The sequence below is a fragment of the Pseudomonas sp. R1-6 genome (genome assembly GCF_051132115.1).
In the GTDB taxonomy this organism is placed as follows: domain Bacteria; phylum Pseudomonadota; class Gammaproteobacteria; order Pseudomonadales; family Pseudomonadaceae; genus Aquipseudomonas.
The window spans coordinates 1,819,778-1,846,674 of the sequence record NZ_CP071662.1 but is presented as its reverse complement, the minus strand read 5'-3'; the positions used below and the strand labels follow the sequence as shown (position 1 = coordinate 1,846,674).

At 62.5% G+C, this 26,897-nt stretch carries 18 protein-coding genes; 9 read left to right on the top strand and 9 right to left on the bottom strand.

Annotated features, from left to right (window positions below; translation table 11 throughout):
• Positions 1 to 274: 274 nt before the first annotated feature.
• Positions 275 to 13,261, bottom strand: a complete 12,987-nt coding sequence (locus tag J3P81_RS08590; RefSeq protein ID WP_434563182.1) for a non-ribosomal peptide synthetase — start codon at positions 13,259 to 13,261, stop codon at positions 275 to 277.
• A 282-nt stretch (positions 13,262 to 13,543) separates the two neighbouring features.
• Between J3P81_RS08590 and J3P81_RS08585 the strand changes: the two genes are divergently transcribed.
• Positions 13,544 to 14,092: an RNA polymerase factor sigma-70 gene (locus J3P81_RS08585; RefSeq protein WP_039589001.1), complete on the top strand. Its 549-nt coding sequence runs from the start codon at positions 13,544 to 13,546 to the stop codon at positions 14,090 to 14,092.
• 103 nt (positions 14,093 to 14,195) lie between these two features.
• On the opposite strand, the gene J3P81_RS08580 is transcribed toward J3P81_RS08585, so the two are convergent.
• The 3 genes from J3P81_RS08580 to J3P81_RS08570 form a co-directional block, all read right to left on the bottom strand.
• The gene (locus J3P81_RS08580) at positions 14,196 to 15,209 is read right to left on the bottom strand and encodes a GNAT family N-acetyltransferase (protein ID WP_434563180.1); all 1,014 of its coding nucleotides are present in this window, start codon (positions 15,207 to 15,209) and stop codon (positions 14,196 to 14,198) included.
• A gap of 67 nt (positions 15,210 to 15,276) precedes the next feature.
• A complete protein-coding gene (locus J3P81_RS08575; RefSeq protein ID WP_434563178.1) occupies positions 15,277 to 16,071 on the bottom strand; it encodes a substrate-binding periplasmic protein in 795 nt (264 codons plus the stop codon).
• Between the two features lie 39 nt (positions 16,072 to 16,110).
• Positions 16,111 to 16,770, bottom strand: a complete 660-nt coding sequence (locus J3P81_RS08570) for a TetR/AcrR family transcriptional regulator (protein WP_420764764.1) — start codon at positions 16,768 to 16,770, stop codon at positions 16,111 to 16,113.
• 214 nt (positions 16,771 to 16,984) lie between these two features.
• Here J3P81_RS08570 and J3P81_RS08565 point away from each other — a divergent pair, with 214 nt between their 5' ends.
• Both J3P81_RS08565 and J3P81_RS08560 read left to right on the top strand, forming a co-directional pair.
• Positions 16,985 to 17,527 (top strand): exonuclease domain-containing protein, encoded by a 543-nt coding sequence (locus tag J3P81_RS08565; RefSeq protein ID WP_434563176.1) that lies wholly within the window; start codon positions 16,985 to 16,987, stop codon positions 17,525 to 17,527.
• 79 nt (positions 17,528 to 17,606) lie between these two features.
• On the top strand, positions 17,607 to 17,891 hold the full coding sequence (locus tag J3P81_RS08560) for a pyrimidine/purine nucleoside phosphorylase (RefSeq protein ID WP_003183665.1): 285 nt from the start codon (positions 17,607 to 17,609) through the stop codon (positions 17,889 to 17,891).
• 87 nt (positions 17,892 to 17,978) lie between these two features.
• On the opposite strand, the gene J3P81_RS08555 is transcribed toward J3P81_RS08560, so the two are convergent.
• Entirely contained in the window at positions 17,979 to 18,788 is an 810-nt protein-coding gene (locus J3P81_RS08555; protein WP_434563174.1) for an MOSC domain-containing protein, read from the bottom strand.
• Between the two features lie 71 nt (positions 18,789 to 18,859).
• Entirely contained in the window at positions 18,860 to 19,783 is a 924-nt protein-coding gene (locus J3P81_RS08550; RefSeq protein WP_434563172.1) for a chemotaxis protein CheV, read from the bottom strand.
• A 482-nt stretch (positions 19,784 to 20,265) separates the two neighbouring features.
• Between J3P81_RS08550 and J3P81_RS08545 the strand changes: the two genes are divergently transcribed.
• The 3 genes from J3P81_RS08545 (at position 20,266) to J3P81_RS08535 (ending at position 22,508) form a co-directional block, all read left to right on the top strand.
• Positions 20,266 to 20,733, top strand: coding sequence for a hypothetical protein (locus J3P81_RS08545; protein WP_420764767.1), 468 nt, complete (start codon positions 20,266 to 20,268; stop codon positions 20,731 to 20,733).
• A gap of 225 nt (positions 20,734 to 20,958) precedes the next feature.
• Positions 20,959 to 21,852 (top strand): sensor histidine kinase, encoded by an 894-nt coding sequence (locus tag J3P81_RS08540; protein WP_434564091.1) that lies wholly within the window; start codon positions 20,959 to 20,961, stop codon positions 21,850 to 21,852.
• Positions 21,849 to 22,508, top strand: coding sequence for a response regulator (locus tag J3P81_RS08535; RefSeq protein ID WP_420764768.1), 660 nt, complete (start codon positions 21,849 to 21,851; stop codon positions 22,506 to 22,508). The genes J3P81_RS08540 and J3P81_RS08535 overlap by 4 nt, the downstream gene beginning before the upstream one ends.
• Here J3P81_RS08535 and yegS read toward each other — a convergent pair.
• The gene (yegS, locus tag J3P81_RS08530; protein ID WP_420764769.1) at positions 22,492 to 23,409 is read right to left on the bottom strand and encodes a lipid kinase YegS; all 918 of its coding nucleotides are present in this window, start codon (positions 23,407 to 23,409) and stop codon (positions 22,492 to 22,494) included. The genes J3P81_RS08535 and yegS overlap by 17 nt on opposite strands.
• Positions 23,410 to 23,757: 348 nt before the next feature.
• On the opposite strand from yegS, the gene J3P81_RS08525 reads away from it, so the two are divergent.
• Positions 23,758 to 24,066, top strand: a complete 309-nt coding sequence (locus J3P81_RS08525) for a hypothetical protein (RefSeq protein ID WP_434563170.1) — start codon at positions 23,758 to 23,760, stop codon at positions 24,064 to 24,066.
• A 60-nt stretch (positions 24,067 to 24,126) separates the two neighbouring features.
• Here the strand turns inward: J3P81_RS08525 and J3P81_RS08520 are convergent, their stop codons facing one another.
• Together J3P81_RS08520 and moaB are read right to left on the bottom strand one after the other, a co-directional pair.
• A complete protein-coding gene (locus J3P81_RS08520) occupies positions 24,127 to 25,314 on the bottom strand; it encodes a molybdopterin molybdotransferase MoeA (RefSeq protein ID WP_420764839.1) in 1,188 nt (395 codons plus the stop codon).
• 22 nt (positions 25,315 to 25,336) lie between these two features.
• Entirely contained in the window at positions 25,337 to 25,876 is a 540-nt protein-coding gene (moaB, locus tag J3P81_RS08515) for a molybdenum cofactor biosynthesis protein B (protein WP_420764771.1), read from the bottom strand.
• Positions 25,877 to 25,954: 78 nt separating this feature from the next.
• Between moaB and mobA the strand changes: the two genes are divergently transcribed.
• Positions 25,955 to 26,557 (top strand): molybdenum cofactor guanylyltransferase MobA, encoded by a 603-nt coding sequence (mobA, locus tag J3P81_RS08510; RefSeq protein ID WP_420764772.1) that lies wholly within the window; start codon positions 25,955 to 25,957, stop codon positions 26,555 to 26,557.
• A 75-nt stretch (positions 26,558 to 26,632) separates the two neighbouring features.
• Positions 26,633 to 26,854 carry a YgdI/YgdR family lipoprotein gene (locus tag J3P81_RS08505; RefSeq protein WP_039588986.1) on the top strand — a complete coding sequence of 74 codons (222 nt, stop codon included), beginning with the start codon at positions 26,633 to 26,635 and terminating at the stop codon, positions 26,852 to 26,854.
• Positions 26,855 to 26,897: the final 43 nt, after the last annotated feature.

Below are 26,897 nucleotides of genomic sequence, written 5' to 3'. Positions count from 1 at the left end.
TGACCTCCTTGTTTGGCAATGGAATGGCCTAGGGGAGACTGCCGTGACCCGCACTGAGCGTCAACCGCTGGCCTAAACCGCTTCGTAACGACCTGTAAGGTCTGACAGTAGATAAACGCAGCCACTGACGATAGCTCGACGGTTCGATCGCAAAACCGCGACAAAAGTCTCGCCCCCCATCGCGAGCAGGCTCGCTCACACATTTTGATCTCTGGACTCCGATCCATTGTGGGAGCGAGCCTGTCGCGATGAGGCCGCGACAGGCATCACAGCACTACAACCCCTCCAACTCCGCCATCAGATCATTCAACCGGTCCACTTTCTCCTCGGTCATTTCGCTGGCTTGCAACCCCGCAATGTATTCAGCCAATTGCTCCACGGTGCTGCACTCGAACATCGCCCTGAGCGGCACGTTGCGTTGCAAGGCCTTCTGCACGCGGGAGGCAATTTGTGTCGCCAGCAAGGAGTGCCCGCCCAGCTCAAGGAAATTGTCCCGCGCCCCCACCCGCTCGACCTTCAGCACTTCGGCCCAGATATCCGCCAGGGTCTGCTCCAGCGCATTGGCGGGCGCCTGGTAGTCGTGGCCGTGCAACTGGCCGATTTCCAACGCCGGTAGCCCCTTGCGATCGAGCTTGCCGTTGGCATTGAGGGGCAAGCGGTCGAGCCACAGCCAGTGCAGCGGCACCATGTATTCGGGCAGCTCGCTGCGCAGGCGCTGTTTGATCCGATCCAGGCGTTCGCTCGGGCTGAGCGTCGAGTCGGCAGCAACCAGATAACCCACCAGATGCTTGCCATTGACGCCCTCCTGCACCCCGACCGCCGCGTCGCGGACTTCGGGCTGCTCATGCAGCCGTGCTTCGATTTCCCCCAGTTCGATGCGGTAACCGCGGATCTTCACTTGATGATCGATGCGCCCGACGTATTCCAGCACGCCATCGCTGCGGCGGCGCGCCAGGTCGCCAGTGCGGTACAGCCGCTCGCCCGGCGCGCCGAACGGGTTGGGCACGAAGACCGGCGCCGTACGCAACGGATCGCCGACATAACCACGCCCCACTCCGGTGCCGGCGACGCACAACTCGCCCACCGCGCCCAACGGCACCAGTTCCAGCGCGCCGTCGAGCACGTACAAACGGTTGTTGTCGGTCGGCGTGCCGATGGGCAGGTAGGTGCCACGGGTCGAGGCCATGTCGACCCGGAAGAACGCCACGTCATCGGAACATTCCGCCGGTCCGTAGGCATTCACCAGGGCGATGTCGGGGTAACGCATCAGCCATTGATGGGCCAGCTCCGGTGGCATCGCTTCGCCGGTGGGCAGCATCCAGCGCAAGCCATCCAGACCGGTGTGCTCCTGGGCGAGCATGCCCTGGATCAACGAAGGCACGCTTTCCAGCACGGTAATGCCCTGACGACCCACATGGTCCAACAGTCCTTGGGGATCGTGGGCGATGGCATTGGGCACAAGGTCCACCCGGGCGCCGAACAACGGCGCGGCCAGGAACTGCCACACCGAAATATCGAAGCTCTGGGACGCGGTCTGGGCGATCACGTCCGTTTCATCCAGCGCCAGGTACGGCGCTTTGCTGAGCTGGTTGTTGAGCATGCCGCGCTGCTGCACCATCACGCCTTTGGGCAAGCCGGTGGAGCCAGAGGTGTAGATCACATAGGCGAGGTTGTCCGGCCCGCTGTAAACGCCAGGATTGTCCACCGCCGTATCACTGGCCTGGACGTCTTCCCAGACCAGCAGCTTCGGCCTCCCGGCACAGGCGAACTCTTCCAGCAAGGCCAACGCCTGTTCGCGACAAGCTCTCGTGCAGACCAGCAACGGCGTGCGGCTCAGCTCGATGATGCGGCTCAGGCGCTGGCTCGGCAGGCCTGGGTCCAGCGGCAGATAACCGCCGCCGGCCTTGAAGCTGCCGATGATCATGCCCAGCAAGTCCAGGCCGCGCTCGGCCAGCAGCGCCACCGGCTGGTCGAGACCGACGCCCGCCTCGATCAGCCCATGACCGAGGCGGTTGCTGCGTTCGTTCAACGCGGCGTAAGTCCAGCTGTCGTCCTGGCAACTGGCGGCAATGCGTTGCGGATGAGCCGCCACCCGGGCCTCGAACAGCTCCACGTAACTCTGCTCCAGCGGATAGGCACGTTCACTCTGGTTGCAGCCCTCGATGAGGAAAGTCTTTTCTTCAGACCCGATCAGCGCCAGCTCGGCCATGTCACCGTGGAAACCTTCGATCAGCGCCAGCAGCAATCGCTTGAACTCACCCAGCAGCCCCTGGACCGTCGACTCATTGAAGTAACGCTGGTCGTAGGACAGGTGCAGTCCGAGATCGTCGCCCGGGTAACACACCGCCGTCAGCGGGAAGTTGGTGTGGGTGCGCCCTGAATCCGAGGTGGCGTTGAGGCTCTGGGCGCGGTCCAGCACCGAGACTTCCACCGGCGCGTTCTCGAACACGAACAGGCTGTCGAACAACGGCTGGCCCTTGGGCAGTTCGCTGACCTCCTGGATGCTCACCAGCGGCAGGTATTCGTACTCGCGCAGTTGCATGTTGCTGTCCAGCAAACCGTTGAGCCATTGGCGCACGCTGCAACGCTGGTCATCCGACGGAATCTGCACTCGCAAGGCGACGCTGTTGATGAACAGCCCCACCGTGCGCTGCATGTGCGGCAGCTCCACCGGACGGCCGGCCACGGTGACGCCGAACAGCACGTCGCGATCGCCGCTGACCCTACGCAGCACCAAGGCCCACGCGGCCTGGGCGAAGGTGTTGACGGTCAGCTGATGGGCCTGGGCCAGCTCGCGCAAACGCGCACCGTCTCGAACGTCGAGCCGGGTGTAGCAATCGCCGACGACCATGCCGCCGCTGTCACCGGCGTGCTCGCGCAGGAACGGTCGATCCGCGGGGATCGGCGTGGTCCGCTCGAAGCCTTTCAGGTTCTTCTGCCACCACTGCCGGGCTTCGGCCAGGCCCTGGTGTTGCAGCCAACCGATGTAATCGCGATAGCGCGGCGGCACGGCCAGGTGGGGCTCTCGCTGTTCGCCAAGGGCCGTGTAGATTTCGAAGAAATCGTCCATCAGCAGCGAACGGCACCACGCATCGATGAGGATGTGGTGGTTGCTCATCATGAACCAGTAACGCGCCGCGCCAACCCGGATCAAGCGCAAGTGGAACGGCGCCTCGTTCAACAGATCGAAACCGGCCTCCCGTTCGCTCTTGAGCAGCGCCTGGAGTTTGGGCTCCTGGGCGTCGTCGGGTACTTGCGTCCAGTCGAGGTATTGCACCGGCGTGCGGCCGGGTTTGTGGATGACCTGCAGCATGTCTTCACCGACATTCCAGCAGAACGAGGCGCGCAAGGCTTCGTGACGGGCGATCACCGCCTGCCAGGCTTGGGCGAAACGCTGAGGGTCGAGTTCACTGTTGATGCGGTAGCGGTCCTGCATGTAGTACAGGCCCGTGCCCGGTTCCAGCAAGGTGTGCAGCAGCATGCCTTCCTGCATCGGCGTCAGTGGGTAGACGTCTTCGATCTCCGCGGCCGGCACCGGCAGGTTGTCCAGTTGCGCCTGGGTCAGTTTCGCCAGCGGGAAGTCCGACGGCGTCAGGCCGCCCGCCTCGTCCGTCAGGCAGTGTTCGATCAAGTGCTGCAGTTCGTCGAGGTAAGCGTTGGCCAGCACGGCGATGCTCTGGCGGTCATGGCGCTCGGCACTGAAGGTCCAGCGCAGCGCCAGTTCGCCGCCGCTGACCTGGCAGTCGAGGCTCAGCTCGTTGGGCAGCGGAGCGTCGGGGTCGTGAATCGCGCCAAGCGGCTCGTCCAGCGGTCGGAACAGCGCGTCCTGGCCGAGGGCATGGTCGAGCTGGCCGAGGTAGTTGAAAGTGACCATCGCTTGCGGCAGGCCAGCCATCGCCTCGCGGGTGCCGCTGTCTGTCAGGTAACGCAGCACGCCATAGCCGAGGCCCTTATGGGGCACGGCGCGCAGTTGCTCCTTGATGGCTTTGATCGAGGTGCCGATATCATCGGCCGATGGGCTCAGGCGCAGCGGATAGACACTGGTAAACCATCCCACGGTGCGGGTCAGGTCGATGTCATCGAACAGCGCCTCGCGACCATGACCTTCGAGCTGGACCAAGGCCGATTCGTGATTGCTCCAACGGCACAGCACCCGGGCCAGCGCCGTGAGCAACAGGTCATTGACCTGGGTGCGGTAGGCACTGGGCGCCTGTTGCAGCAATTGCCGGGTGCGCTCGGCGTCCAGGCGCAGGCTGACGATGTCGGCATGCCGTTCCTGCCGCCCGCCGTCGGGCCGCGCGCAAGGCAGTGTCACCTGCGGGCCACTTAACTGACCTTGCCACCAGCTCATTTCCTCGCGCAGGGATTCGCTACCGGCGTAGGCCCGCAAACGCGCTGCCCAATCACGCAAGGGGCTGGTCTTGGCTGGCAATTGCAGCGTTTGTCCGGCGACGCATTGGCGGTAAGCCGTTTGCAGATCGTCCATCAGCACCCGCCATGACACACCGTCCACCACCAGGTGGTGAATCGCGATCAGCAGGCGCTGCCGACCGTCCGGTAGCTGCGCCAGCACGGCCCGCAGCAGCGGCCCAGTCGCCAGTTCGAAGCCACGCTGGGCCTGGGCAAACACGGCTTCGCAGGCGTGCGGCGAGCCCACCGATACCGTCTCCAGCAGCGTTCCCTCGAACACTGGCTGATGCTCGGCGCGCCACTGACCGGCGCTGTTGCCAAAGCCCAGGCGCAAGGCGTCGTGCTGCTCGAAAACGGCGCGCAACGCTTGCTCCAGAGCATCCGCTTCCAAGGGCGTGGTCGGCTCCAGCAACAACGCCTGGTTCCAATGTTCACGGTTGGGTATTTCGTTGGCCAAGAACCAGTGCTGGATCGGCGTCAGCGCCGACTCACCGCTCAACAACCCTTGCTCGGCGCTCACCTGTTCGCTGCGAGTCGCGACCGCCGCCAGGGCCTGCACGGTCTGGTGCTGGAACAGGTCGCGTGGCGTGAAGTGGAGGCCCTGTTGCCGGGCCCGGCTGACGACCTGGATCGACAGGATCGAATCGCCGCCCAGCTCGAAGAAGTTGTCGTTGAGGCCGACCTGCTTCACGTTCAGCACGTCGCACCAGATTGCCGCCAGCGCTTGCTCCAAGGCATTGCTCGGCGCCACGTATTGTTGGCGATTGAGCTCCGGATCCGGCATCGGCAAGGCGCGGCGGTCGAGCTTGCCGTTGGCGGTCAGCGGCATGCTCGCCAGCAGGATCAAGTGCGCGGGCACCATGTAGTCCGGCAGTTGCGCCTTGAGGTGGTTCTTCAGCGCTTCGCGCAGCGCCGCTTGCCCGGCGGCGTCCTGAGAGGCGATGTCGGTGGCCAGATAACCGACCAGTTGCTTGCCGCCGGGCATGTCCAGGGCCAGTACCACGGCCTCGCGCACGGCATCGTGCTCCAACAAACGGTTTTCGATTTCCCCCAGCTCGATGCGGAAACCGCGAATCTTCACCTGATGGTCGATGCGTCCAAGGTACTCCACCTGGCCGTCGGCGCGCTGGCGCACCAAATCGCCAGTGCGATACAACCGTCCGCCATGGGCGGCAAACGGGTCGGCGACGAAACGCTCGGCGGTCATGCCCGGGCGCTGGTGATAACCCTGGGCCAGCCCGGCGCCGCCAACGTACAACTCACCGGTCGCGCCCTGCGGCACCAATGCCAGGTCGGCGTCGAGAATGTAGGCGACCCGAGCACCGATCACGCTGCCGATCGGCACGCTGCCGGCGCCCTCCTCCAGTCGCTCCGGGGCGAGGCTCGCCAGCGGCATGACCACGGTTTCGGTCGGCCCGTAGGCGTTGAAGAATAGATCCGGGCTGAATGCGGCGCGGATACGCTGCAAATGCTCGCCGGTCAGGGCCTCACCACCGGTGATGCACATGCGCACCGGCAGCGTCTGGCCCTGGGTCGCCAGCCATTGCGCCAATTGGCTGCCATAGCTGGGGGTGAAACCGAGGATATTGATGCGGTGTTGGCGAATCAGGCCGCAGATTTCCTCGGCATCCCACTGGCCCTGAGCGCGCAGCACCACGTGGGCGCCGCTGAGCAAGGGCACCAGCAAGCGCTCGGTGGCGGCGTCGAAATTGATCGAATAGAAATGCAGCTCGCAGTCTTCGGGGCGCATGCCGAAGCGCTGGATCACCGCCTGGCAATGCATGGCGATTTCGCCGTGGGACACCACCACACCCTTGGGTTTGCCGGTGGAGCCGGAGGTGTAGATCAAGTAAGCCTGGTGTTGCGGCAGATTGATCAGCCCTGGCGACTGGTCGGGGTAATCCGCCACGGCCGCGCTGTCGTCTTCCAGGCACCAGCGCTGCACGCCTTCCGGCAGTGGGCCTAGGGCCTGGAACATGGCCCGATCGCTGAGCAACAGACCGACGCCGCTGTCCTCGATCATGTAGAGCAAGCGGTCCAGCGGGTATTCCGGATCCAGCGGCACGTAGGCGCCACCCGCCTTGAGGATCGCCAGCAAGCCGACGACCATTTCCAGCGAGCGCTCCAGGGCCAGGCCCACGCGAACCTGAGGCCCGACACCACGTTCGCGCAACATCCAGGCCAGGCGATTGGCCCGGCGTTCGAGTTCGCCATAGGTCAGGGTCTGCTCGGCGAACGTCAGCGCCGGCGCGTCCGGGCGCACCCTGGCCTGTTCTTCGAACAATGAATGGATGCATCGATCCAGGCGATGCTCGCCCGGTTCTTCGCCCAGACTCTCGAGCAACTGCCGCTGTTCGCCGGCCTCCAGCAACGACAGCTCGCTCAGCCGCCGGGCCGGATCCACCAGCAGCGCTTCCAACAGGTTGCGCCAGTGCCCGGCCATGCGGGCAATGCGTGGCTCGTCGAACAAATCGGTGCTGTAGGTCAGGCAGCAACCCAGGCGCCGGTCCAGATCGGTGACTTCCAGGTTGAGGTCGAACTTGGTGGCCCGCGCATCGTTGACCAGATAGTCGACGCTCATGCCGGCCAGCGTGCGGCTTTGTTGGAATTCCCACCGCTGCACGTTGCACATCACCTGGAACAGCGGGTTGTACGCCGCGCTGCGCGGTGGCTGCAACGCTTCCACCAGATGATCGAACGGCAGGTCCTGGTGGGACTGGCCCTCGATCACGGTGTGGCGCACCTGCTCCAATAGCTCGCCAACGGACATCTGCCCGTCGAGTTGGCAACGCAGCACTTGGGTGTTGAGGAACGCGCCGATCAACCCTTCACTTTCCGGACGGATGCGGTTGGCCACCGGCGCGCCGATGCGCAGGTCGGTCTGGCCGCTGTAGCGATAGAGCAGCACAGCCAGGGCAGCGGTCATGGTCATGAAAAGGGTCAAGCCATGCTCGGCGTTGAAGGCACGAACCCGTGCGGCCAAGTCATCGCTGAGGTCGAAACGGAACAGTTCGCCGCGATGGCTTTGTACCGGCGGACGCGGGCGGTCCCCCGGCAATTCCAGCAAGGGATGTTCGCGGCCCAGCTGCGCGGTCCAGTAATCGAGTTGGCGTTGGCGCTCGCCGGATTCCAACCACTGGCGCTGCCAGGCGCTGTAGTCCAGGTACTGCACCGGCAACGGTTCCAGCGGCGACTCGCGATCATCGATAAAGGCTTCGTACAGCGCGCTTAGCTCCCGGGCGAAGATGTCCATCGCCCAGCCCTCGGTGACGATGTGATGCAGCGTCAGCACCAGGTAATGTTCGTGCTCGGCGGTCTTGACCAGGCAGGCCCGCAGCAGCGGCCCGGTTTCCAGGTCAAAGGGCTCGTGAGCTTCGCTGTCGGCCAGTTGCTGCACCCGTTGCTGGCGAATGTCGGCGTCGAGCATGGAGAAGTCCTTCCAGTCCATGCGCAGGCCCGTCTCGTCGTGTACGTGCTGGCGAGGCACGCCGTCGACGCTCGGGAACGTGGTGCGCAAGGTTTCATGGCGAAGGATCAACGCCTGCAACGCCGCTTCGAAGCGCCCGACATCCAGCACCCCCCTCAGCCGCGCCATGCCACCGACGTTGTAGGCCGGGCTATGCGGTTCCATCTGCCAGAGGAACCACATGCGTTGCTGGGAATAGGACAACGGCACCGGTTGGCTGCGGTCGACTTTCTCGATCGGCGGCTGACGGTTGGTCCGGCCGCTGGCCTGGATCAACCGCACTTGCTCGGCGAACGCTCCCAGCTCACTGGCTTCGAACAACGCACGCAACGGCAGCTCGACATCGCAGGCCTGGCGCGTGCGGGAAATAATCTGGGTCGCCAGCAACGAATGGCCGCCCAGGGCGAAAAAATCGTCCCTCAAGCCGACGCGGGCAAGGCCCAGCACGTCGCGCCAGATCGCGGCGATCTGCTGTTCGAGAGCGCTGGCCGGTTCGACGTGTTCGCGCACCTGCCATTGCGGCTCGGGCAAGGCACGACGGTCGAGCTTGCCGCTCGGGCTCAGGGGCATGGCGTCCAGGCGCAGCAGTTGGGCGGGCACCATGTAGTCAGGCAGCTCACTGGCAAGGGCGTTTTTCAAGCGCGCGGCCTGGACGATATCGTCTTCATCAAGCACTGCTGCGGTGTAATAGCCGATCAACTGCGGACCGGCCGCCGTATCGCGCACCAGCACCGCCGCCTGGGCGACGCCGTCCTGGGCCAGCAACCGCGCCTCGATTTCCTGAGGTTCGACGCGGAAACCGCGCAGCTTCACCTGCTGATCGAGGCGGCCGAGGTATTCGATGACGCCGTCGGCACCCCAGCGCGCCCGGTCCCCGGTCCGGTAGAGCCGCGCGCCCGCCAGCCCTTGGGGGTCGGCGACGAAGCGCTCCGCGGTCAACCCGGGGCGCCCGAGGTAACCCCGGGCCAGGCCCAGGCCACCGATGCACAGCTCACCCGGCACGCCGACGGGCACGGGATTGAGTTCACTGTCGAGGATGCGGCACAGCACGTTAGTCAAGGGACGGCCGATGGGCGAGCGCTCGCCATCGTCTGCGGTGCAGTGCCAATGAGTGACGTTGATCGCGGTTTCGGTCGGGCCATAACGGTTGTGCAATTGCGCCGCCGGCAACTGCGCCAGCACCCGGTTACGCAATTCGGCTGGCAAGGCTTCGCCCCCGGAGAAAATCCGCCGCAGGCTGGTGCAACGGGCACTCAACGGCTCGTCGATAAACAGGCTGAGCAACGGCGGGACGAAATGCAGCGTGGTTACGCCAAACTGCTCGACCAATTGAGCGATGCGGTGCGGGTCGCGGTGTTCCCCCGGGCCGGCCAGGACCAATCGGCTGCCAGTGATCAGCGGCCAGAAGCACTCCCACACCGACACGTCGAAACTGATCGGCGCCTTTTGCATCAACACGTCGGTTTCATCCAGCTCATAGGCGGCCTGCATCCACTGCAAGCGTTCAGCCAGGGCCGCGTGGGTATTGCCGACACCCTTGGGTTGGCCGGTCGAGCCGGAGGTGTAGATCACGTAGGCCAGATGATCGCCGTGCAGGTGCAACCGCGGCGGGTTGCTCGGCCATTGCTCCAGGTGCAGCGCATCCATGGCGATGACGCTGACGCCCTCGCAGGCCGGCAAGCGTTCGAGCAGCGCGGTTTGGGTCAGCAGCAGATCGACGCCGCTGTCGTGGAGCATGTAGGCCAGGCGTTCGCTCGGGTAATCGACATCCAGCGGCACGTAGGCGCCACCTGCCTTGATGATCGCCAGCACGCCGATAAGCAATTGCGGCGAGCGCTCGGCGGCAATCGCCACGCACACGTCCGGGCCGACGCCTTTGTCCCGAAGATAATGAGCCAGCCGATTGGCCTGGGCGTGCAGTTCAGCGTAGTCCAGCGAGCCGCCATCCCACTGCAATGCCCTGCGTTGCGGTGTGAGCCGGGCCTGGTCATTAAGCAGTTCCGGGAGCCATTGCGTGGCGGGCGCGCAGGGTGCCGCCGCCCAACGCTGCTGCTGGGCGAGTTCATCGGCGCTCAACAACGGCAAATCGCCCAGGGCCTGCTGCGGATCAGCGCAGACCGCCCGCAGCAAACTGCAAAAGTGCTCGGCCAGGCGCGCGATGGTTGCCGCCTCGAACAACTCGTCTGCGTAGTCGAACGACAGTGTCAGCCGACCGTTGCGGTCTTCTTCGCTGTGCAACTGCAGGTCGAACTTGGCCTCGCGGCTGTGCCATGGCAACTCATCCGCCAACAGTCCCGGCAGACGCCGCAACGCGCCGAGGTCCCGCTGCTGGTGGTTGAACATCACCTGGAACAGACCTTGATCGCGAGCCTGGGGAAAGGCTTCCAACAGCTGTTCGAAGGGCAGGTCCTGATGGGCCTGGGCGGCGAGCGTCGCCTCCCGGGCCTGGGCCAGCAGCGCGGCGAAGGGTTGACGCGAATCGGTTTGCGCGCGCAGCACCTGAGTGTTGATGAAAAAACCGATCAAGCCTTGGGTTTCCAAGCGCGGGCGGTTGGCGTTAGGTACGCCGACGCGAATGTCGGACTGACCGGTGTAGCGCTGCAACAAGGCCTGGAACGCCGCCAGCAACAGCATGAACACCGTCGCGTCATGGGCCTGGGCGATCTGGCGCAGAGCATCACTGAGTGACTTGTTCACGCGCAGGCTATGGCGCGAGGCGCTGCGACGCAGTTGGGCACTGCGCGGGTGGTCGGTGCCCAGCGCCAGGGTCGGGTGCTCGTCGCCCAACTGCTGTTTCCAATACGCCAGTTGGCGATCGGCTTCGCCCTGGGCAAGCCATTGCCGTTGCCAACTGCCGTAGTCGGCGTATTGCAGCGGCAACGGCGCCAGCGCGGCGATTTGTCCTTGGGACGCTGCGGCGTACAGTCGCGAGAATTCTTCGATCAACACATTCATCGACCAGCCATCGGCAATGATGTGGTGCATCGTCACCAACAGCAGGTGATCGTCTTCCGCCAGGCGCAGCAAGGCGACCCGCAGCAGCGGGCCTTTTTCCAAGTCGAATTGAGTGGCTGCTTCGTCTTCGCGGATACGCTGGGCCTGGGCTTCGCGTTGATCGGTGACCACGTCGCTGAGGTCGATCACCTGGAGATTGAACTCGCCGGCCGGATCGATCCGCTGCAGGGCCACGCCGTCGCGCTCCAGGAACCGTGTGCGCAAGGATTCATGGCGCTCGGTCAATTGTTGAAGGCTGGCGCGCAGCGCTTGTTCGTCCAACTCACCGCGCAGGCGCAGGGCGCCGGGGATGTTGTAGGCGCGGCTGGCAGGGTCCAGCTGCCAAGTCAGCCACAAACGGTTCTGGGCCAGGGACTGCGGCAGGGCTTCATCGCGCGCCAACGCTTTGATGGCGCTTTGGGCCCGGCCGCCGTCCTGTTGCAGATTTGCCACTGCCGTCGCGAACGCGTCCAGGGTCGGCGCTTCGAAGAGCAGGCGCAGGTTGAGTTCCAGACCAAGCACTTCACGCAGCCGCGCAATGACTTGGGTGGCTGCGATGGAATTGCCGCCCAACAGGAAAAAATGATCGTCGCCACGAACCCGCTCAACGTGTAGCTGCTCGCACCAGAGGCGGCCGATCAGTTCTTGCAGCTCGGATGATGGCGCGGTTTCATCGCCGGTTTCAGCCTTGGCCGAGGGGAACAGTGCATAGCTGTCGAGGCTGGCGTCCGCCAACCGGGCGCGGCACGCCGAACGTTGCAGTTTGCCGCTGGACGTCTTGGGCAGCGCCCCCGGGTTGAGCAGCACCACCACGCTCGGCGCTTGCTGGCAGGCGTCGGCCACGGCCTGGCGAATCGCGTTGATCAAGGCGTCGGGGGGCAGGATCTTCTGTACGCTACGGCTGATTTCAGCAGCGATGCCGATGCCTTCCTCGCCCGCCTCATCGACGGCGAAGGCGGCAACCCGTCCTTTGCGCACCACTTCCACTTCCCGTTCGATGGTTTGCTCGATGTCCTGGGGGTAGAGGTTGTGCCCGCGCACGATCAGCATGTCCTTCAGGCGGCCGGTGATGTACAGCTCGCCTTCGCGCATAAAACCCAGGTCGCCGGTGCGCAGCCAAGTGCGGCCGTCATGCTGGACGAAGGTCTTGGCGCTGGCCTCGGGGTTGCGCCAGTAACCGTGGGCGATGCTCGGGCCGGCGGCCCAGACCTCGCCCACCTGGCTGTCGGCCAGCGGTTGCAGGGTGTTGGGTTCGACAATCCGCACCGCATGATCCGGCTGGCTCACGCCACAACTCATCACCGCGCAGCCCTGCCCCGGCTCGGCACGGTTTTGCGTCAAGGCTGCATCGTCCATGCGCATCGATGGGATGCCTCGGCCACGTGGCGTGCCGGCCACGAACAACGTCGCCTCGGCGAGCCCGTAGGAGGCCATGAAACGGTCGGCCGTGAAGCCGCACGCAGCAAATTTCCCGGCAAAGCGCTCCAGGCTGTCGAGGCGGATCGGCTCGGAGCCGGAATAGGCCACGCGCCAGCCACTCAGGTCGAGGCGGCTCAGGGCGGACTCACTGACCCGTTCGCTGCACAAGCGATAGGCGAAGTCCGGGCCGCCGCTGATGGTGCCGCCGTACTCGCTGATCGCTTCGAGCCAACGCAACGGCCGGGCGAGGAAATAGGCCGGCGACATCAGCACGCAAGGCACGCCGCTGAAGATCGGCTGTAGCAAGCCGCCAATCAGGCCCATGTCATGATAAAGCGGCAGCCAGCTGACGATGACATCGTCGGGGTTCACATCGATGCCGAAGCCACGGCGGATCAACAGTTCATTGGCGACCAGGTTGCCGTGGCTGACCTGCACGCCCTTTGGCAAGGCGGTGGAACCGGAGGTGTATTGCAGGAAAGCGATGTCATCGCGTTGCAGCTGCGGCGCTTGCCATTGCTCGGCGCGGGTCGGATCGAGCGTATCGACGCACATCACCGGCGGTGCCGATTCGATGGCTTGCAAGGTGTCGCGCAGGTCAGCGGTGGTCAGCAACAGCCGCGGTTCGGCATCGGCGATGATCGACAGCAAGCGCTCCTGATGATGCCGACGGGAGGATTCCGGCGGATAGGCCGGTACGGCGATCACGCCGGCATACAGGCAACCGAAGAATGCCGCGACATAATCCGGGCCGCTGGGGAACAACAGCACCGCTCGATCAGCGAATCGGGCCTCGGCCTGCAAGGCGGCGGCGATGGTCCGGGCGCGTTGATCCAGGTCGCGATAACTCAACACCACGCCCTGCTCCGGGGTATCGGCCAGGAAGCGCAAGGCCACCTGATCCGGGGTCAACGCGGCGCGGCGCTGGAGTGCGTGAGCCAGGGTGCGGGGAAGTTCGAACGCGTCGGTCATGGGGGGTTCCTGCCTGAAATTCGGCTTGCAAGTGGTCACCCATGGGGACGGATAACACCGGCAAATAATTAGTCGGCGACCTTGTCCTCACGCGGGTGGCAGAACTGCAGGCCATCACGCGCCGCGACAACGGGTCGCAGCTATCGGGCTGGACTTCCTTTCATCAATAATTCTTCTTCTCAATTGACAATAATTATCATTACGCCTAATTTGGCCGTCGATGTGTAGGACATGTCCGCCGGACCGGTCGTCCTGCTAACTATTTGCAGCAAGGTGAATTCCATGACGGAACAAGTATCCACAAGCAGGTGCGACTCACCGCTACTCCAGGCATTCGTCGATAACCGAACCATCCTGGTCAAGATCGCAGCGCGTATCACGGGCTGCCGGTCCCGGGCCGAAGATGTGGTCCAGGATGCGTTTTTCCGGTTGCAGTCGGCGCCCCAGATCACCTCATCCTTCAAGGCCCAGCTCAGTTATCTGTTCCAGATCGTGCGCAACCTGGCCATCGATCATTACCGCAAGCAAGCGCTGGAACAGAAATACTCGGGGCCGGAAGAGGAAGGGCTGAACGTGGTGATCCAGGGTGCTTCGCCGGAAACGTCTCACATCAACTTCTCCACGCTCGAGCACATTGCCGAGGCCCTGACCGAGTTGCCGAGCCGCACCCGCTATGCCTTCGAGATGTATCGCCTGCACGGCGTGCCGCAGAAAGACATCGCCAAGGAGCTGGGGGTCTCGCCGACGTTGGTGAACTTCATGATCCGCGATGCCCTGGTGCATTGCCGCAAGGTGTCTGGGGTGCGTGGAGATACCTTCGCTCGGCGGTGATTCCGCGGGGCTGACCGAGCAAGCTCACTCCCACCCAAGCGTCGTCGCAGTGCATGTGGGAGCGCGCTTGCTCGCGATGGAGCCTTGAGAATTGCGGTGAGATTTACATCAACGAACACCGGTCAAAAAACCGCTCGCGCCCCAGGATCATCAGCGCCGCTCGCTTGTGCGGAAAGTCGAATTCCTTTTCGCAGTGGAAACACTGGTTGTGCAGATGCCCGATCATGCGGGCGTTGTCGGCCCGGGGCTCGGCCACCACGCGCTGGGTGCGCGGATCGTCCAGAAACAGATAGTGCACCAATGCCGACAGCCAGCTGGCGACCTTATGCGGGCCACGGTGTTGTTCCTCGCCCACCAACATGTGAATGCCACGGTCATAATCGTTGGCCTGGTAGAACGGCGCGATTCGATCCTCCTTGGCCCAGTAGGCCTCGAAATAGGCGAATGGCTCATCGTTGAAACAGCCGATCAGCGTCAGGACCCGAGGGTCGTGCTGCAAGTTGCCCAAGTACTCCCGGTGCTGCTCCAGGCTACCCTCCTCCTGCCAGAAGCTGGCGACCCGAGGGCTGTTCTGCCAACGATTGAAACGCGTCAGGTCCTGCTCGATTTCAAGGGTTCGCAAGGACACCCAGGCGCCCAGCCGCGCGTCGAAACGCCGATACACCTCGCCCCGAGGCTTGATGGGCCGGCGAGGATGACGCTTGCCATCGGTGATGATCATCTGTTGCGGATAACTGCCACTGAACGACTCCCCCAGCCAGGGCTGCGGCAGTTGCCAGAACAGCGTACGTTCGCATGCGTATTCGTTGGGTTGCGCGGTGCCCACCAGCAGGCCGCTGAGCAACGCTTCACCAGGACGCTCGTCAAGATGCCAGACCAGGCACTGGCAGCCCGGATCCCGGGTAAACAGCCAATAGCAGGCCGCCCAAAGCGCCGGCCCCACCGGGCGCCCGTTGGTTTCCTGCAAATGCACGTGCAAGGGCGCGCCTCGTTCCAGGCGCAGCCGGATCAGCGGCGCGCCTTCGAGCATCAGGCTCAGGTGACGTTCGGTTTCATCGGCGCCCAGGCAGCGACCGCCGGGCAAGGGCAGCGTCGCTGCAGGATTGAGGTCAGGCATTGAAGGCTCACGTATTCGTCGGTAGTCAACGTGTGACGTGAGCCGGAAGGGGAAATTTAGTGTCGCCTCAGTGGCGAGGGGTCGACACGAGCTCGATCTGGTAGGGCTTGAAAATCTCCAACAGCTGCCCGCTGTCTCTCAACTTGCCCAGCAATTGCCCAAACGCCTCCCCGGAGATCGGCGCCTGGGGTCGCAGCAGCGCGAAATGGTGATAAATCTGGTCGATACGCTCGGACACGAGCAGTTGCGGAGCGACTTGAGGATTGCGCAGCAGATAGTCGCTGAGGTACGAACGGGTCACCAGCGCAACGTCCGCGCGCCCACGCAAGACCATTTGCAGATTGCTGTCATGGGAATACGTCAGCGTGGCGTTGAACTGGCCGATCAGGAACTTGGGATCGGCATTGAACTCGGCAAAAGCGTAGTGATAACCGCTGAACAGAGCCAGCCGCTTGGCCCGCAGGTCCGCGAAATAGCTCTGCTGGCGGTCAGGCAAACGCTGGGTCACGAAGATTTCCGCATCCTCCAGGCCCATGTCCACCGTGGTATGCGGCACATCCTGCCAACCCCAGTCAGGGTTTTCGAAGATGGCCATGTCGATCCGGCCTTGCTTGAAATCATTGAAGCGCCGCGGGATCGAGGTAGGGACGAGCACAAACTCATAATCGGCCTGGGCGCGATTCAACGCCTCGACCAGTTCCGGTAGCAGGCCGGTGTCCGCACCTTTTTCGGGTCGAACGGTATAGGGCGGAAAATGTGCCGCACCGATCCGGACCAGCTGCGCCGCCTCGACGGGCAACATCCATAGCAAGGCCAGAGCAGCCAGAACGCGCGAGGTCACCCCCATCGGCGAAAACGTCAAGATAACCACTCCCCCAGAAGTCCGTTCAATATGTTCACGCTAGGCGGTTTCAGGCGCTTGGCCAGCCGCTGGTTTATCGTTTTCTTGCAATACCAGAATCAGCGCCTGGTTAGCCAATTGATCAAGGCTCAGGCTACCTCCGGCGCGAAACCAGGTGGAGGTCCAGGACAATGCACCTGTCAGGAAACGTCGGGTAACGAATACGTCCCCGCGAATATACCCGGCCTCCTTGGCCTCTCCCAGGACTTCAAGCCACACACGTTCGTAGATATCACGCAAGGCCAGCACTTGCCGCTGCCCTTCCTCGGACAAAGAGCGCCATTCGTAGACCAGCACCGCCATCGCCTCGCCGTTTTCCCCCGTGATCGATTGCAATTCACAGCGGATCAACGCCAGCACCCGCTCGCGAATGCTGCCGCCCTCTGCCAGGGCTGCCCGCATCATCGCGGTGTTGTAGCGGACGGTCTCTTCCATCACCGCCCACAGAATTTCGTCCTTGCTTTTGAAATGATGAAAAATACTGCCCGACTGAATGCCCACGGCACTGGCCAGATCCCGCACCGTGGTGCGCTCGAAGCCTTTGTTGCGGAACAAATGGGCGGCGGTCTGGAGCAGTTTGCCTCGAGCGCTGTCCGGATCGGTCAGTTGCCCGGCGTCGACCAGCTCACGCATCACGTCCAAGGCTTTTTGCTCGTTCACCAACTTTGCTCCTCAGTCGAACGATCAATGCGCGGCCACTCTCAGAATCGCCAGTGACACGGCAATTTAAGCTGGCCGGGGCAACCAAGCAAGCGCTCGGGCGCAAGAACCTGCGCTCGGTCCTTCGTGTCGGCGCCTCAAGATAGGGCTAGGCGCAGGCGCCGGGTTTGACTACGCTCAAACCCATCAGCACGCCGATACCGGGAACTCTGCAATGCCTCACTGGCTGGTGATTGATCTGGAGGCCACCACCGATGAAGGTGGCTGGCCGGTAACCGAAATGGAAATTATCGAAATCGGCGCGACCCTGGTGAATCGAGACGGCCGGGAAATCGATCATTTCCAGCGGTTCGTGCGGCCGCTGAGGCGACCGCTGCTCACCCCTTTCTGTCGCTCGCTGACCCACATCAGCCAGGCCAACATCGACAGTGCCGGGCCTCTGACCGAGGTCTGGCCGGCGTTCGAACATTGGCTGGCGCCCTACCACCCCAACCTGGAAGGCTGGGTCAGTTGGGGCGACTACGATCGCAAGCAGCTGCTTCAGGAATGGCAGCAACAGCGATTGCACAGCCTCCTCGGCCAAGTGCCGCACATGAACCTCAAGCAACGTTTTGCCAAGGCCCGCCGGTTGGAACGACCGTTGGGGCTCAATAGCGCGCTGCAACTGGCCGGGCTGCAATTTTGCGGACAACAGCACCGCGCGCTCGAGGACGCCCGCAATACAGCGCGACTATTGCCTCTGGTGCTGACGGGCTGACCCGGCGTAGCAGATGACGGCCCGTGTGGCCTTGTGCATACTGGCCGGCCTTTTTCAGCCCTTTCTCGAGGAATCGCCCATGTTCAAAGTCAACGAGTACTTCGACGGCACCGTCAAGTCGATCGCGTTCGGCACTGCCGAAGGCCCCGCGACCATCGGCGTCATGGCGCCGGGCGAATACGAATTCGGCACCGCCCAGCGGGAAATCATGCACGTCGTTTCCGGCGCCCTGACCGTGAAACTGCCTGACAGCACCGACTGGGAAACCTTCGCGGCCGGCAGCCAGTTCAACGTCCCGGCCAACAGCAAGTTCCAGCTCAAGGTCGCCGTCGACACGGCTTACCTGTGCGAATATCGCGGCTGAGTCGGACCGTAGCGAGGACGCTTGCCCCCACGGCAAAAGCGATTGCGTGGTAAATGAAATGCCCGTGTCCAACGACACGGGCATTTTTTATTCCAGCACTTCGACCGGCATGCCCACTTCCAGGCTGCCAATACCGTCATTGACCAGGTTCTGCCCGAACATCGCACCGTCCGGGGTCGAACGGTACTGCAGCAACGTCGCGAAAGGCTCGCGCTGCGGATCGCGCTCACCGGTCTGCGGATCGATCGTGGTCATGATGCAGCGCGAGCACGGCTTGACCACGCGCAACTCCATATCGCCGATACGGATACGCTTCCAACCATCTTCGGCGAACGCCTCGCTGCCCTCGACCACCAGGTTCGGACGGAAACGCAGCATTTCCAGCGGGCGACCTACCCTGCCAGACAGGTCCTGCAATGAGGCCTGGCCGATCAACAGCAAGGGAAAACCGTCGGCGAAGGCCACCTTGTCATCGTCCTTGCCATACCCGGCGGCTGTGGTGCGGGCCAACTCCACCGGCACATGCACGAGCCGAGTAGGATTGCCGATGAACGCGCTGACCCAGGCAGCCGCCTCGTCGCCCGCATCCGGCACTCGCAACGTGTCGCGCCAGATGATCACGCCGCGCCGCTGTTCTTCGTGGGCAGGCGGCAACGGCACTTCGATGACGCCATGGCCCGGCGCACTGAGCGTCAGGCCACCCGCCTCGTTCCACAGCGCCGAAAGCTGGCTCATTTTCGCCACGGCTCGCTGGGTCAGGAACCGTCCGCTGGCCTCATCCACCAGCATCCAGCGACGATCACCGTCGAGCCCGAGCTTGTCCAGGCCAATCCCTTGGACCTGCTGCCCCTTGCCGGACTTCAACGGATAACGGTAAAGCGCACTCAGCCGCAACATGATCGACGTTCCTGGTGGCGAAAAAACGCAACCTTATACGAGCCGGTCGATGAAACAAACCCGGATTGGCTTCAGTCGAGCATCAACCGTTGGCGTACTACATCAACGAGCTTGTCCGGCTGGAATTTGGAGAGGAAATTGTCACAGCCGACCTTCTTGACCATCGAGTCGTTGAAGCTACCGGACAGCGAGGTGTGCAGCACCACATAGAGCCCACGCAGCCGCGGGTCGTTACGGATTTCGGTGGTCAGGCGATAGCCGTCCATCTCTGGCATTTCCGCGTCGGTGAAGATCATCAGCAACTTGTCAGTCATCACCTCGCCGGAATCAGCCCAGGCCTTGAGCATGTTCAACGCCTTCAAGCCGTCGCTGGCGATGTGCATCTTCACGCCCAACTGGCCCAGGGTATCGCGCAACTGGGAGAGCGCTACGTTGGAATCGTCCACCAGCAAGACTTCGCGACCACGGGCGCGCTCCAGCACCGGGTCTTCGAGTTTGTCTCGGGAAACCTTGGCGTTGTAGGGGACGATCTCCGCCAGGACCTTCTCCACGTCGATGATTTCCACCAACTGATCTTCCACCTTGCTGATGGCCGTCAGGTAATGCTCGCGGCCGGCGCTGGTCGGCGGTGGCAGGATGGCTTCCCAGTTCATGTTGACGATGCGGTCCACGCCCCCCACCAGGAACGCCTGGACCGAGCGGTTGTACTCGGTGACGATGATGGTGCTGTTCGGCCCGGGCACGAGCGGACGCATGCCGATGGCCTGGGACAGATCAATGACTGGCAACGTCTGGCCCCGCAGGTTAACCACGCCGCAGACGAAAGGATGGCGCTGGGGCATCAAGGTCAGCTTCGGCAGTTGCAACACTTCCTGGACCTTGAACACGTTAATGGCAAACAATTGCCGCCCTGCCAGGCGAAACATGAGAATTTCCAGGCGATTCTCACCCACCAGTTGGGTTCGCTGATCTACTGTGTCGAGAATGCCGGCCATCGATGACTCCTGGGCTTGTTCGGATGAATCTTGTAAAGGCTTATCGGCTGCCGGGGCCGGATCTTGACCCCGACACGAAATACTCCCCTCGGGGATTGATGTCACATTAACATCATGGTTTACTGGCGTTCCGTTTTCATCCGTTATTTTTTCGCTGCGCGACTCCGGTTTGCGCACGAAGTTCCCCTGCCTAAGGGATTCCCCTAGGCACAATCAGGTCCAACCTGATATTCGCGCTATCCAATAGCCATTAATGTGACGCCATTCTCATTGCTGAACGGAGTCAGGCTTTTGTGCGCCATCGCAGGACACCGAACCTCAAGCCTTTCGGCCGATCCCGCCCGTGCAATCGTTTGCGAACAGCAGCCCTTTGCCGGATCGCATGGGCGCGCCGGGCGTATTGGTTCGTTGTCGGCCATGAGATCCAACCGTTCGCCACGCGCGATTTACTTTTCGCCTGACATGATGTTGTGGAGATAAGCATGCCGAACGATCGCAAGAATTGGAGCCAGCGCCTTCCTGAGTTCCTGGTCGAAGCCGAGACCCTCTTGGCCAAGTCAGAGGAATGCCTGAGCCACCTGCAATTGATCAGCAACGATAAAGACGCCATTGATTGCATGCTCAGCACGCTGCTGAAGCTGGCAAACAAGGCCGATGCGCTGGCGCTGGAGGCCGTTTCGGAGTTTTCACTGCATATCCATGGCTTGCTCAGCCATGCGCAGGACATGGAACTGCATGAGCAGGCCCTGGTCGCGCTCAAGGATTGTTTCACGCTCATGGCCTGGCAGCTGGAGCTGGTCGACCACACCACCGGTAAACTGGGCCTGGACAACAGCGAACAGACGTCGCTGATCGAAGCCTTCGCCTTCCAGGTGGGTCAGAGCCCTTGTCAGGCGTTACAACCACCGCGCCCGCTGGCATTGGTGCCCTACGCCCAGAAACAAGCATGAAGCTGCCTCTCGCTGCCTGGTGCCATGTGCCCGGCGCACGGAGCTTTCGGGCCGCCAAGCCGAGCGCGACCAACGATATTTGAAGTGGTACTATGTCTCGCGTCGTTCGCTTCAACCAGCCGCCGCCAACTGAAGCAATCCCCGACCTGAAACGTTTACCCGACCCGGCCCGTCAGATGCGCTGACCGGCTTGCCCGCAGCGAACACCCATTGGCTCCATCCGCTATGTACGCCAGCTTCAAGTCATTCATTTCCTGGCCACCTTCCCGAGAAAACGCCCGCCGGTTCACGCTGTTGCTGTGCATCTGCTCGACCCTCGGTTGTCTGTTGGCTTACCTGTCGGCCCTCACGGTGCCGTTGAGCTTGCTGGTACTGAATGTCGCAGCCCTTGCCTGTGTCTGGATCCAGTATCGGTTGTCACGAAAATCCATCAAATTCCAGCCGCAGGAACTCGCTGACCGGCTGCTTGAGGTCCAGGAAAACGAGCGCCATCGCCTCAGTCGCGAACTGCACGACGACATTGGCCAATTGCTGACAGCGGCAAAACTGCAGAGCGAATGGCTCAAGCGTCGCATGCCGCAAGAGCTGCAAGGCCAATGCTCCGTGCTCAGCGAGACGCTGGAAGAAACGTTGAACAAGGTGCGCGACGTGTCGGCGATCCTCAATCCAAGGCAACTGACCAGCCTGGGACTCGAAGCCAGCCTGCGCGCGCATCTGCTCAAGACCCTGGCTAATACCCCCGTAAACTGGAGCCTGGATTGCCAGCAACGCATGACGGGTATCCCGGAAGAAATGACAGTGGCGGCTTTTCGGATCACACAGGAAGCGGTCACCAACATCCTGCGCCACGCCCAGGCAAAAAACCTGCTGGTACGCCTGCAACGACTGCCCGAAGGGCTGACGCTGCTCATCAGCGACGACGGCCGGGGCTTTGTCCCCGCCATCCATCCCGCCCGCGAAGGGCAACGCGGCATGGCCGGCATGTCGGAACGGGTCGAACAACTGGGCGGCGCTCTCAAGGTAACCAGCGAGGCCGGCAAAGGCACGCATATCGAAGCTCGCTTTCCCTGGGCGCCTCGCACCCTGGAACGGGCCAGCAAGAATAAGGTTCTCCATTGACTTGTAATTTGCTTCTGGTAGATGACCATTCGCTGATCAGGGCCGGTGTGCGCGCCCTGGTCCTCGACCTGCCTGGCTACGCCGTGGTCGGCGAAGCCAATGACGGCGCCCAACTGTTGGAGCTGGTAGAACGGCTGAACCCCGATATCGTGCTGCTGGATATTTCCATGAAAGACACCAGCGGCCTGCAAGCCTTGCAACAGCTCAAGCAGGTCCGCCCCCAGAGCAAGGTGTTGATCCTGTCCATGCACACCGACCCAGAGGTGATCATGCAGGCGCTGGAGTCCGGAGCCCATGGCTATCTGCTCAAGGACGCCACTCCCACCGAGCTGGAGCACGCCCTGGAAGCGCTGCGCAACAACGAACGCTACCTGAGCCCGGCCATCGCCCATACCGTGATCAACCAGGCACTGACCCGGGTGCAGAAACAGCCGCCCCATCCTGCCCCGACCCATAACCTGACGGCGCGTCAGCTGGAGATCCTGCGGCTGATCGTGCGTGGCAAGTCCACCCGGGAAATCGCCAACGGCTTGAGCCTGAGCATCAAGACCGTGGAAACCCACCGCGCCCAGATCATGAAACGCCTTCAGATCCATGACGTGGCGGGCCTGGTGCTGTTTGCGGTGCGCGAGCAGATCATCAGCCTGGACGATTGAGCAATCCGGGGGATCCCAATAGCGGCGAGTCCACCGGCAGATGCACCCGCAGTGCCTTGGGACGCAAGGTAAAACGCAGGTCATCGACCTGTAGTGGTTCGCCATCCAGATTGATATCCAGTCCCTGGGCTACCTTGATTTCCACCCAGGGCAAGCGTGCCCGCACGAACATGTTGTCGATACCCAGGCCACCGGCCAGCAGGTCCTTCAGCGTGCTCACCACCTCCTGCGGCGCCGGCAGGATACTGATATCAAGCAGCCCGTCATCTGCCAACGCCTCCGGACACAACATGTGCCCCCCGCCGGCCTGCCGGCCATTGCCTATCCCCAGCGCCAGCAGATCGCCGCGCCATTGGAAACCAGGCCCTTGCAGTTCGCCATAGGCTGCACTCAGCTCACCGAACCTTGAAAGGCCGGTAAATAGATAGGCGGCCCCGCCGAGAATTTTCTTCAAGTCTTCCGAGGTGTTCGCTGTTACCTGGCTACCGAAGCCGCCCGTGGCCATGTTAAGGAAAATCCGCCCGCCGACCTCACCCAGATCGACCGCCCGAGGCTCAACCTCCAGCAAGTCCAGGGCCCGCTCCGGCTCCAGCGGGACACCGGCGGCCCGGGAAAAATCGTTGGCCGTGCCCAGCGGCAGCAATACCAGGCTGGCATCGCCAGAGTGCTGGGCAATGGCCTCGGCAATATCGCGCAAGGTCCCGTCGCCGCCACCGGCAATCAACTGGGTATAACCGGCCGCCAGTGCTTCCTCCACACATCGCCGGGCATCACCAGCTTCCCAAGTCAACCGGACCGCGAGGTCCCAACCCTGTTTGCGCTTGAGCATCACTGCGGCGCGAACCTCTTCGTTGAGCGCTTGCTTGCCATGCAGGATCAATAGCGCCTTGCCTTTGCTCATTGTTGTCTCCGTCATTGGAAAGAAGGTTCAGGAAATGGGACCGCTCATTCACTGGAAAAAGCCCAGCTTCCCTCAATTTATATGAAAAAGCATGGCGTTCGGGCCGATGCCACGAAGGTGGGGACAGCCTTCCCATGGCTTTTTCTTATTCAAAGAATTTTCTTACAAGACGTGGCGAATCAGCTCAATTGACCCCCTGGGCATATTGAGACACCTTGGCATTCTGTTGCGTTTAACCGGCAAACGATCATTTAGACAAGGATGTGTCACCCATGGATGGATATGTCACGGCCCGTAGAGGCCCGCTGAATCGCTCGATTAATCATGGCCACAGGGAAGGAACGTCCTATGCGCAGCCATGAATGCAAGGTGTCGCCCCGCCACTTCGTATCCTTCGGGAGCGAGCGGGCCGACGCCAAAAACGAAGGCAAAAGTTGCAGTAATCCCGCTGGAGGAATTGATTTGGAACCGCGCGTCGTTGAACTGGAAACCCACCTCAAGTACATCCGCAGGGACATGGATGAAATTCGTACCGACGTCAAGGCGGTTCGCCACCGACTTGCCTATCTGGCAGGCGCGGCGGCGGTGGTGGTCGGCCTGCTGGGGTGGGTCGCGAACAGCCGTTTCGATCAACTGGTGATGCTACTGTCGCGATGAAGGCAAAACCGCAACGGCCCGAGCCCAGCTCAGGCCGTCACCAATGAATGCGATGCAGGACTAACCCAGCACCTCGCTCAAAGGAATGAAGCCCACTTCATCGCCTTCGACCAACGTCCGCTCTTCGAGGACCTCGACCAGTCCGTCGGCCCAAGCTGCGCTGCGCAGGACTCCCGAACTCTGGTTGCGATAGATGATTGCTCGACCATTTTCGATGCGGCCTCGCAAGTATTCGCGCCGGCTGCCAGCCTTCGGCCAGGCGAAACCGGCCGGCACCTTGAACTTGAGGGGCGCCACTGACTGAACGCCCTGGCGTCGCAACAGATAAGGCCGAGCCAACAACGCGAAGGTCACCAGCGTCGAAGCAGGGTTCCCGGGCAGGCCTATGACCGGCACGTCGCGAAAATGCCCAAATGTCAGGGGTTTTCCCGGCTTGATGGCAAGTTTCCACAGCGTCAGCTCGCCTTCCTCACGAAGGGCGATGCCCAGGAAGTCAGCCTCCCCCACCGATACACCGCCAGTCGACAGGATCAGGTCGACATCCGACAGTTGGGCCAGGCATTTGCGGGTAGTGGGCAGGTCATCGGGCAGGATACCTGCATCGATAACCTCGCATCCCAGGCGTTGCAGCCAACCACAGAGCAACACGCGATTGCTGTTGTAGATCTGGCCCGGCCCAAGGGGCTGGCCAGGCTCCACCAATTCATCGCCCGTGGACAGGACCGCAACGCGCACCCTGCGCACGACTTCCAACGATGCACATCCCAGGGAGGCCGCCAGCCCAAGCTCAATCGGGCCCAGGCGGGTGCCGGCACAAAGCACCCGTTCGCCGACGGTCGTTTCCTGCCCTTGAGGGCGGATATTCTGCCCGATCGCCAGGGGCTGGATGAACCGCACCCGCTGGTCATCCTCAAGCTCGACGTTTTCCTGCATCTCGACGCAATCGGCGCCGACCGGAATCGGCGCGCCGGTGAAGATCCGCGCGCAGGTTCCCGCGACCAGGGGCTCCGGAGCCTGCCCGGCGAAAATCCGCTGGCTGACCACCAGTGGCTCGCCGCGCCAATCGGCCAGGCGTAACGCGTAGCCGTCCATGGCACTGTTGGGCCAAGGCGGCAGGTCGAGCGTCGCCACCAGATCTTCGGCGAGGATCCGCCCCTGCGCTTGCGCCAGTGAAACCCGCTCACGCTCGACGATTGGCGAAGCCGCCGCGCTCTGGAGCAAGCGCTCCAGCGCGACTTCGACGGCCATCAAGGCACCGGTCTTGCCCGGTTTACCCACGGGATTCACAAGGGGCCGCCTGTTTCAAATGGGCTACGAAGTTACACGGCCGGTGCCGCGCATCCAGTTGCTCGGCCAGTATGCCGTCCCATCCGGTGCGCACCGCATTGGTGGAGCCCGGCAAGCAGCACACTAGCGTCCCGTTGGCCAGCCCGGCCAGTGCCCGGGATTGAACGGTGGAGGTGCCAATGTCCGCCACGGATATCTGCCGGAACAACTCACCGAAACCGTCGACCTGCTTGTCCAACAGACACGCAACGGCCTCTGGAGTACTGTCGCGGCCGGTAAAGCCGGTCCCCCCGGTGATCAGCACCACCTGCACCACCTCGTCGGCAATCCAGGCGGCGACTTGCGCGCGGATCTTGTACAGATCATCTTTGAGCAGCACCCGGGCCGCGAGATTGTGCCCGGCTTCCGAGAGCCGGTCGACGAAGACCTGGCCCGACGTGTCGGTTTCCAGGGTACGGGTATCGCTGACAGTCAGCACCGCGATATTGAGCGGTACGAAAGGTACATCAGCCTTGGGTTTCATAGGCTCGTCCAGTTGTAGGGGAAACAGCCTGGTGTTATATCACAGCGCCCGATTTTTTCGTCCGTGTGGAGACACCTCATGACCTTGAACAATCCCCTGCCGCCCTGCTCCATCCTGCTCCTGGCGGGCGGACGCGGGCAACGGATGGGCGGACAGGATAAAGGGCTGCTGGAGTGGCAAGGCAGCCCATTGATTGCTCATCTGCATCGGCAGACCCGGGCCATGAGCGATGACTTGATCATTTCCTGCAACCGCAACCGGGAGCGTTACGCCGCGTACGCCGATCAGTTGGTGCATGATGACGAGGGTGATTTCCCCGGCCCGCTGGCAGGCATACGGGCGGGCCTGAGGGCGGCACGCCATCCGTATCTGTTGGTGTTGCCATGCGACGTGCCGCGAATCGACACCAGCCTGCTCGAAGGCATGCGGGAAACGGCAAGCCGACACCCGGACAAGCCATTGATGGTTCGTCATGGCGAACATTGGGAGCCGCTGTTGTGCGTCATCCCGCGAGCCTTGGCCAATGACTTCGAACAGGCATGGAAAGAAGGCGAACGCAGCCCCGGCCGGATCATGCGCACGTTGCACGCGGTCCCATTGCAATGCCCTGCCGACGATCCCCGGCTGGCCAATCTCAATACGCCGGAACTCCTTGCCCAGCACAAAGGCGTGTCAGATTGACACTAGCCAGGAACTTGCTCGCGATGTATACGTCTGAAGGTCAGTAACTTGAAGAAATCCTTTCGGAGAAACACCATGACTCAACGGACCCTCGCTACTTTCATGCTCGCGCTGGGCCTCGCCACTCTCGCCGGGTGCGCATCGCCAACAGTGATTACCTTGAATGACGGTCGCGAAATCCAGGCCGTCGACACGCCACATTATGATGAAGACAGCGGCTTCTACGAATTCGAACAATTGGACGGCAAGCAGACTCGCGTGAACAAGGATCAGGTTCGTACCGTTAAAGACCTGTGATCCTCAGCGTCGAAGCCAGATAAAGAAAAGCCCGCAATGGTTA

Coding starts and splice junctions, on each gene's coding strand:
- J3P81_RS08560 (WP_003183665.1), top strand. CDS start 17,607: ATGTTCAAAGTCAACGAGTACTTCGACGGCACCGTCAAGTCGATCGCG.
- J3P81_RS08540 (WP_434564091.1), top strand. CDS start 20,959: ATGTACGCCAGCTTCAAGTCATTCATTTCCTGGCCACCTTCCCGAGAA.
- mobA (WP_420764772.1), top strand. CDS start 25,955: ATGACCTTGAACAATCCCCTGCCGCCCTGCTCCATCCTGCTCCTGGCG.
- moaB (WP_420764771.1), bottom strand. CDS start 25,876: ATGAAACCCAAGGCTGATGTACCTTTCGTACCGCTCAATATCGCGGTG.
- J3P81_RS08565 (WP_434563176.1), top strand. CDS start 16,985: ATGCCTCACTGGCTGGTGATTGATCTGGAGGCCACCACCGATGAAGGT.
- J3P81_RS08590 (WP_434563182.1), bottom strand. CDS start 13,261: ATGACCGACGCGTTCGAACTTCCCCGCACCCTGGCTCACGCACTCCAG.
- J3P81_RS08520 (WP_420764839.1), bottom strand. CDS start 25,314: ATGGCCGTCGAAGTCGCGCTGGAGCGCTTGCTCCAGAGCGCGGCGGCT.
- J3P81_RS08505 (WP_039588986.1), top strand. CDS start 26,633: ATGACTCAACGGACCCTCGCTACTTTCATGCTCGCGCTGGGCCTCGCC.
- J3P81_RS08550 (WP_434563172.1), bottom strand. CDS start 19,783: ATGGCCGGCATTCTCGACACAGTAGATCAGCGAACCCAACTGGTGGGT.
- J3P81_RS08580 (WP_434563180.1), bottom strand. CDS start 15,209: ATGCCTGACCTCAATCCTGCAGCGACGCTGCCCTTGCCCGGCGGTCGC.
- J3P81_RS08585 (WP_039589001.1), top strand. CDS start 13,544: ATGACGGAACAAGTATCCACAAGCAGGTGCGACTCACCGCTACTCCAG.
- yegS (WP_420764769.1), bottom strand. CDS start 23,409: ATGAGCAAAGGCAAGGCGCTATTGATCCTGCATGGCAAGCAAGCGCTC.
- J3P81_RS08525 (WP_434563170.1), top strand. CDS start 23,758: ATGCGCAGCCATGAATGCAAGGTGTCGCCCCGCCACTTCGTATCCTTC.
- J3P81_RS08545 (WP_420764767.1), top strand. CDS start 20,266: ATGCCGAACGATCGCAAGAATTGGAGCCAGCGCCTTCCTGAGTTCCTG.
- J3P81_RS08555 (WP_434563174.1), bottom strand. CDS start 18,788: ATGTTGCGGCTGAGTGCGCTTTACCGTTATCCGTTGAAGTCCGGCAAG.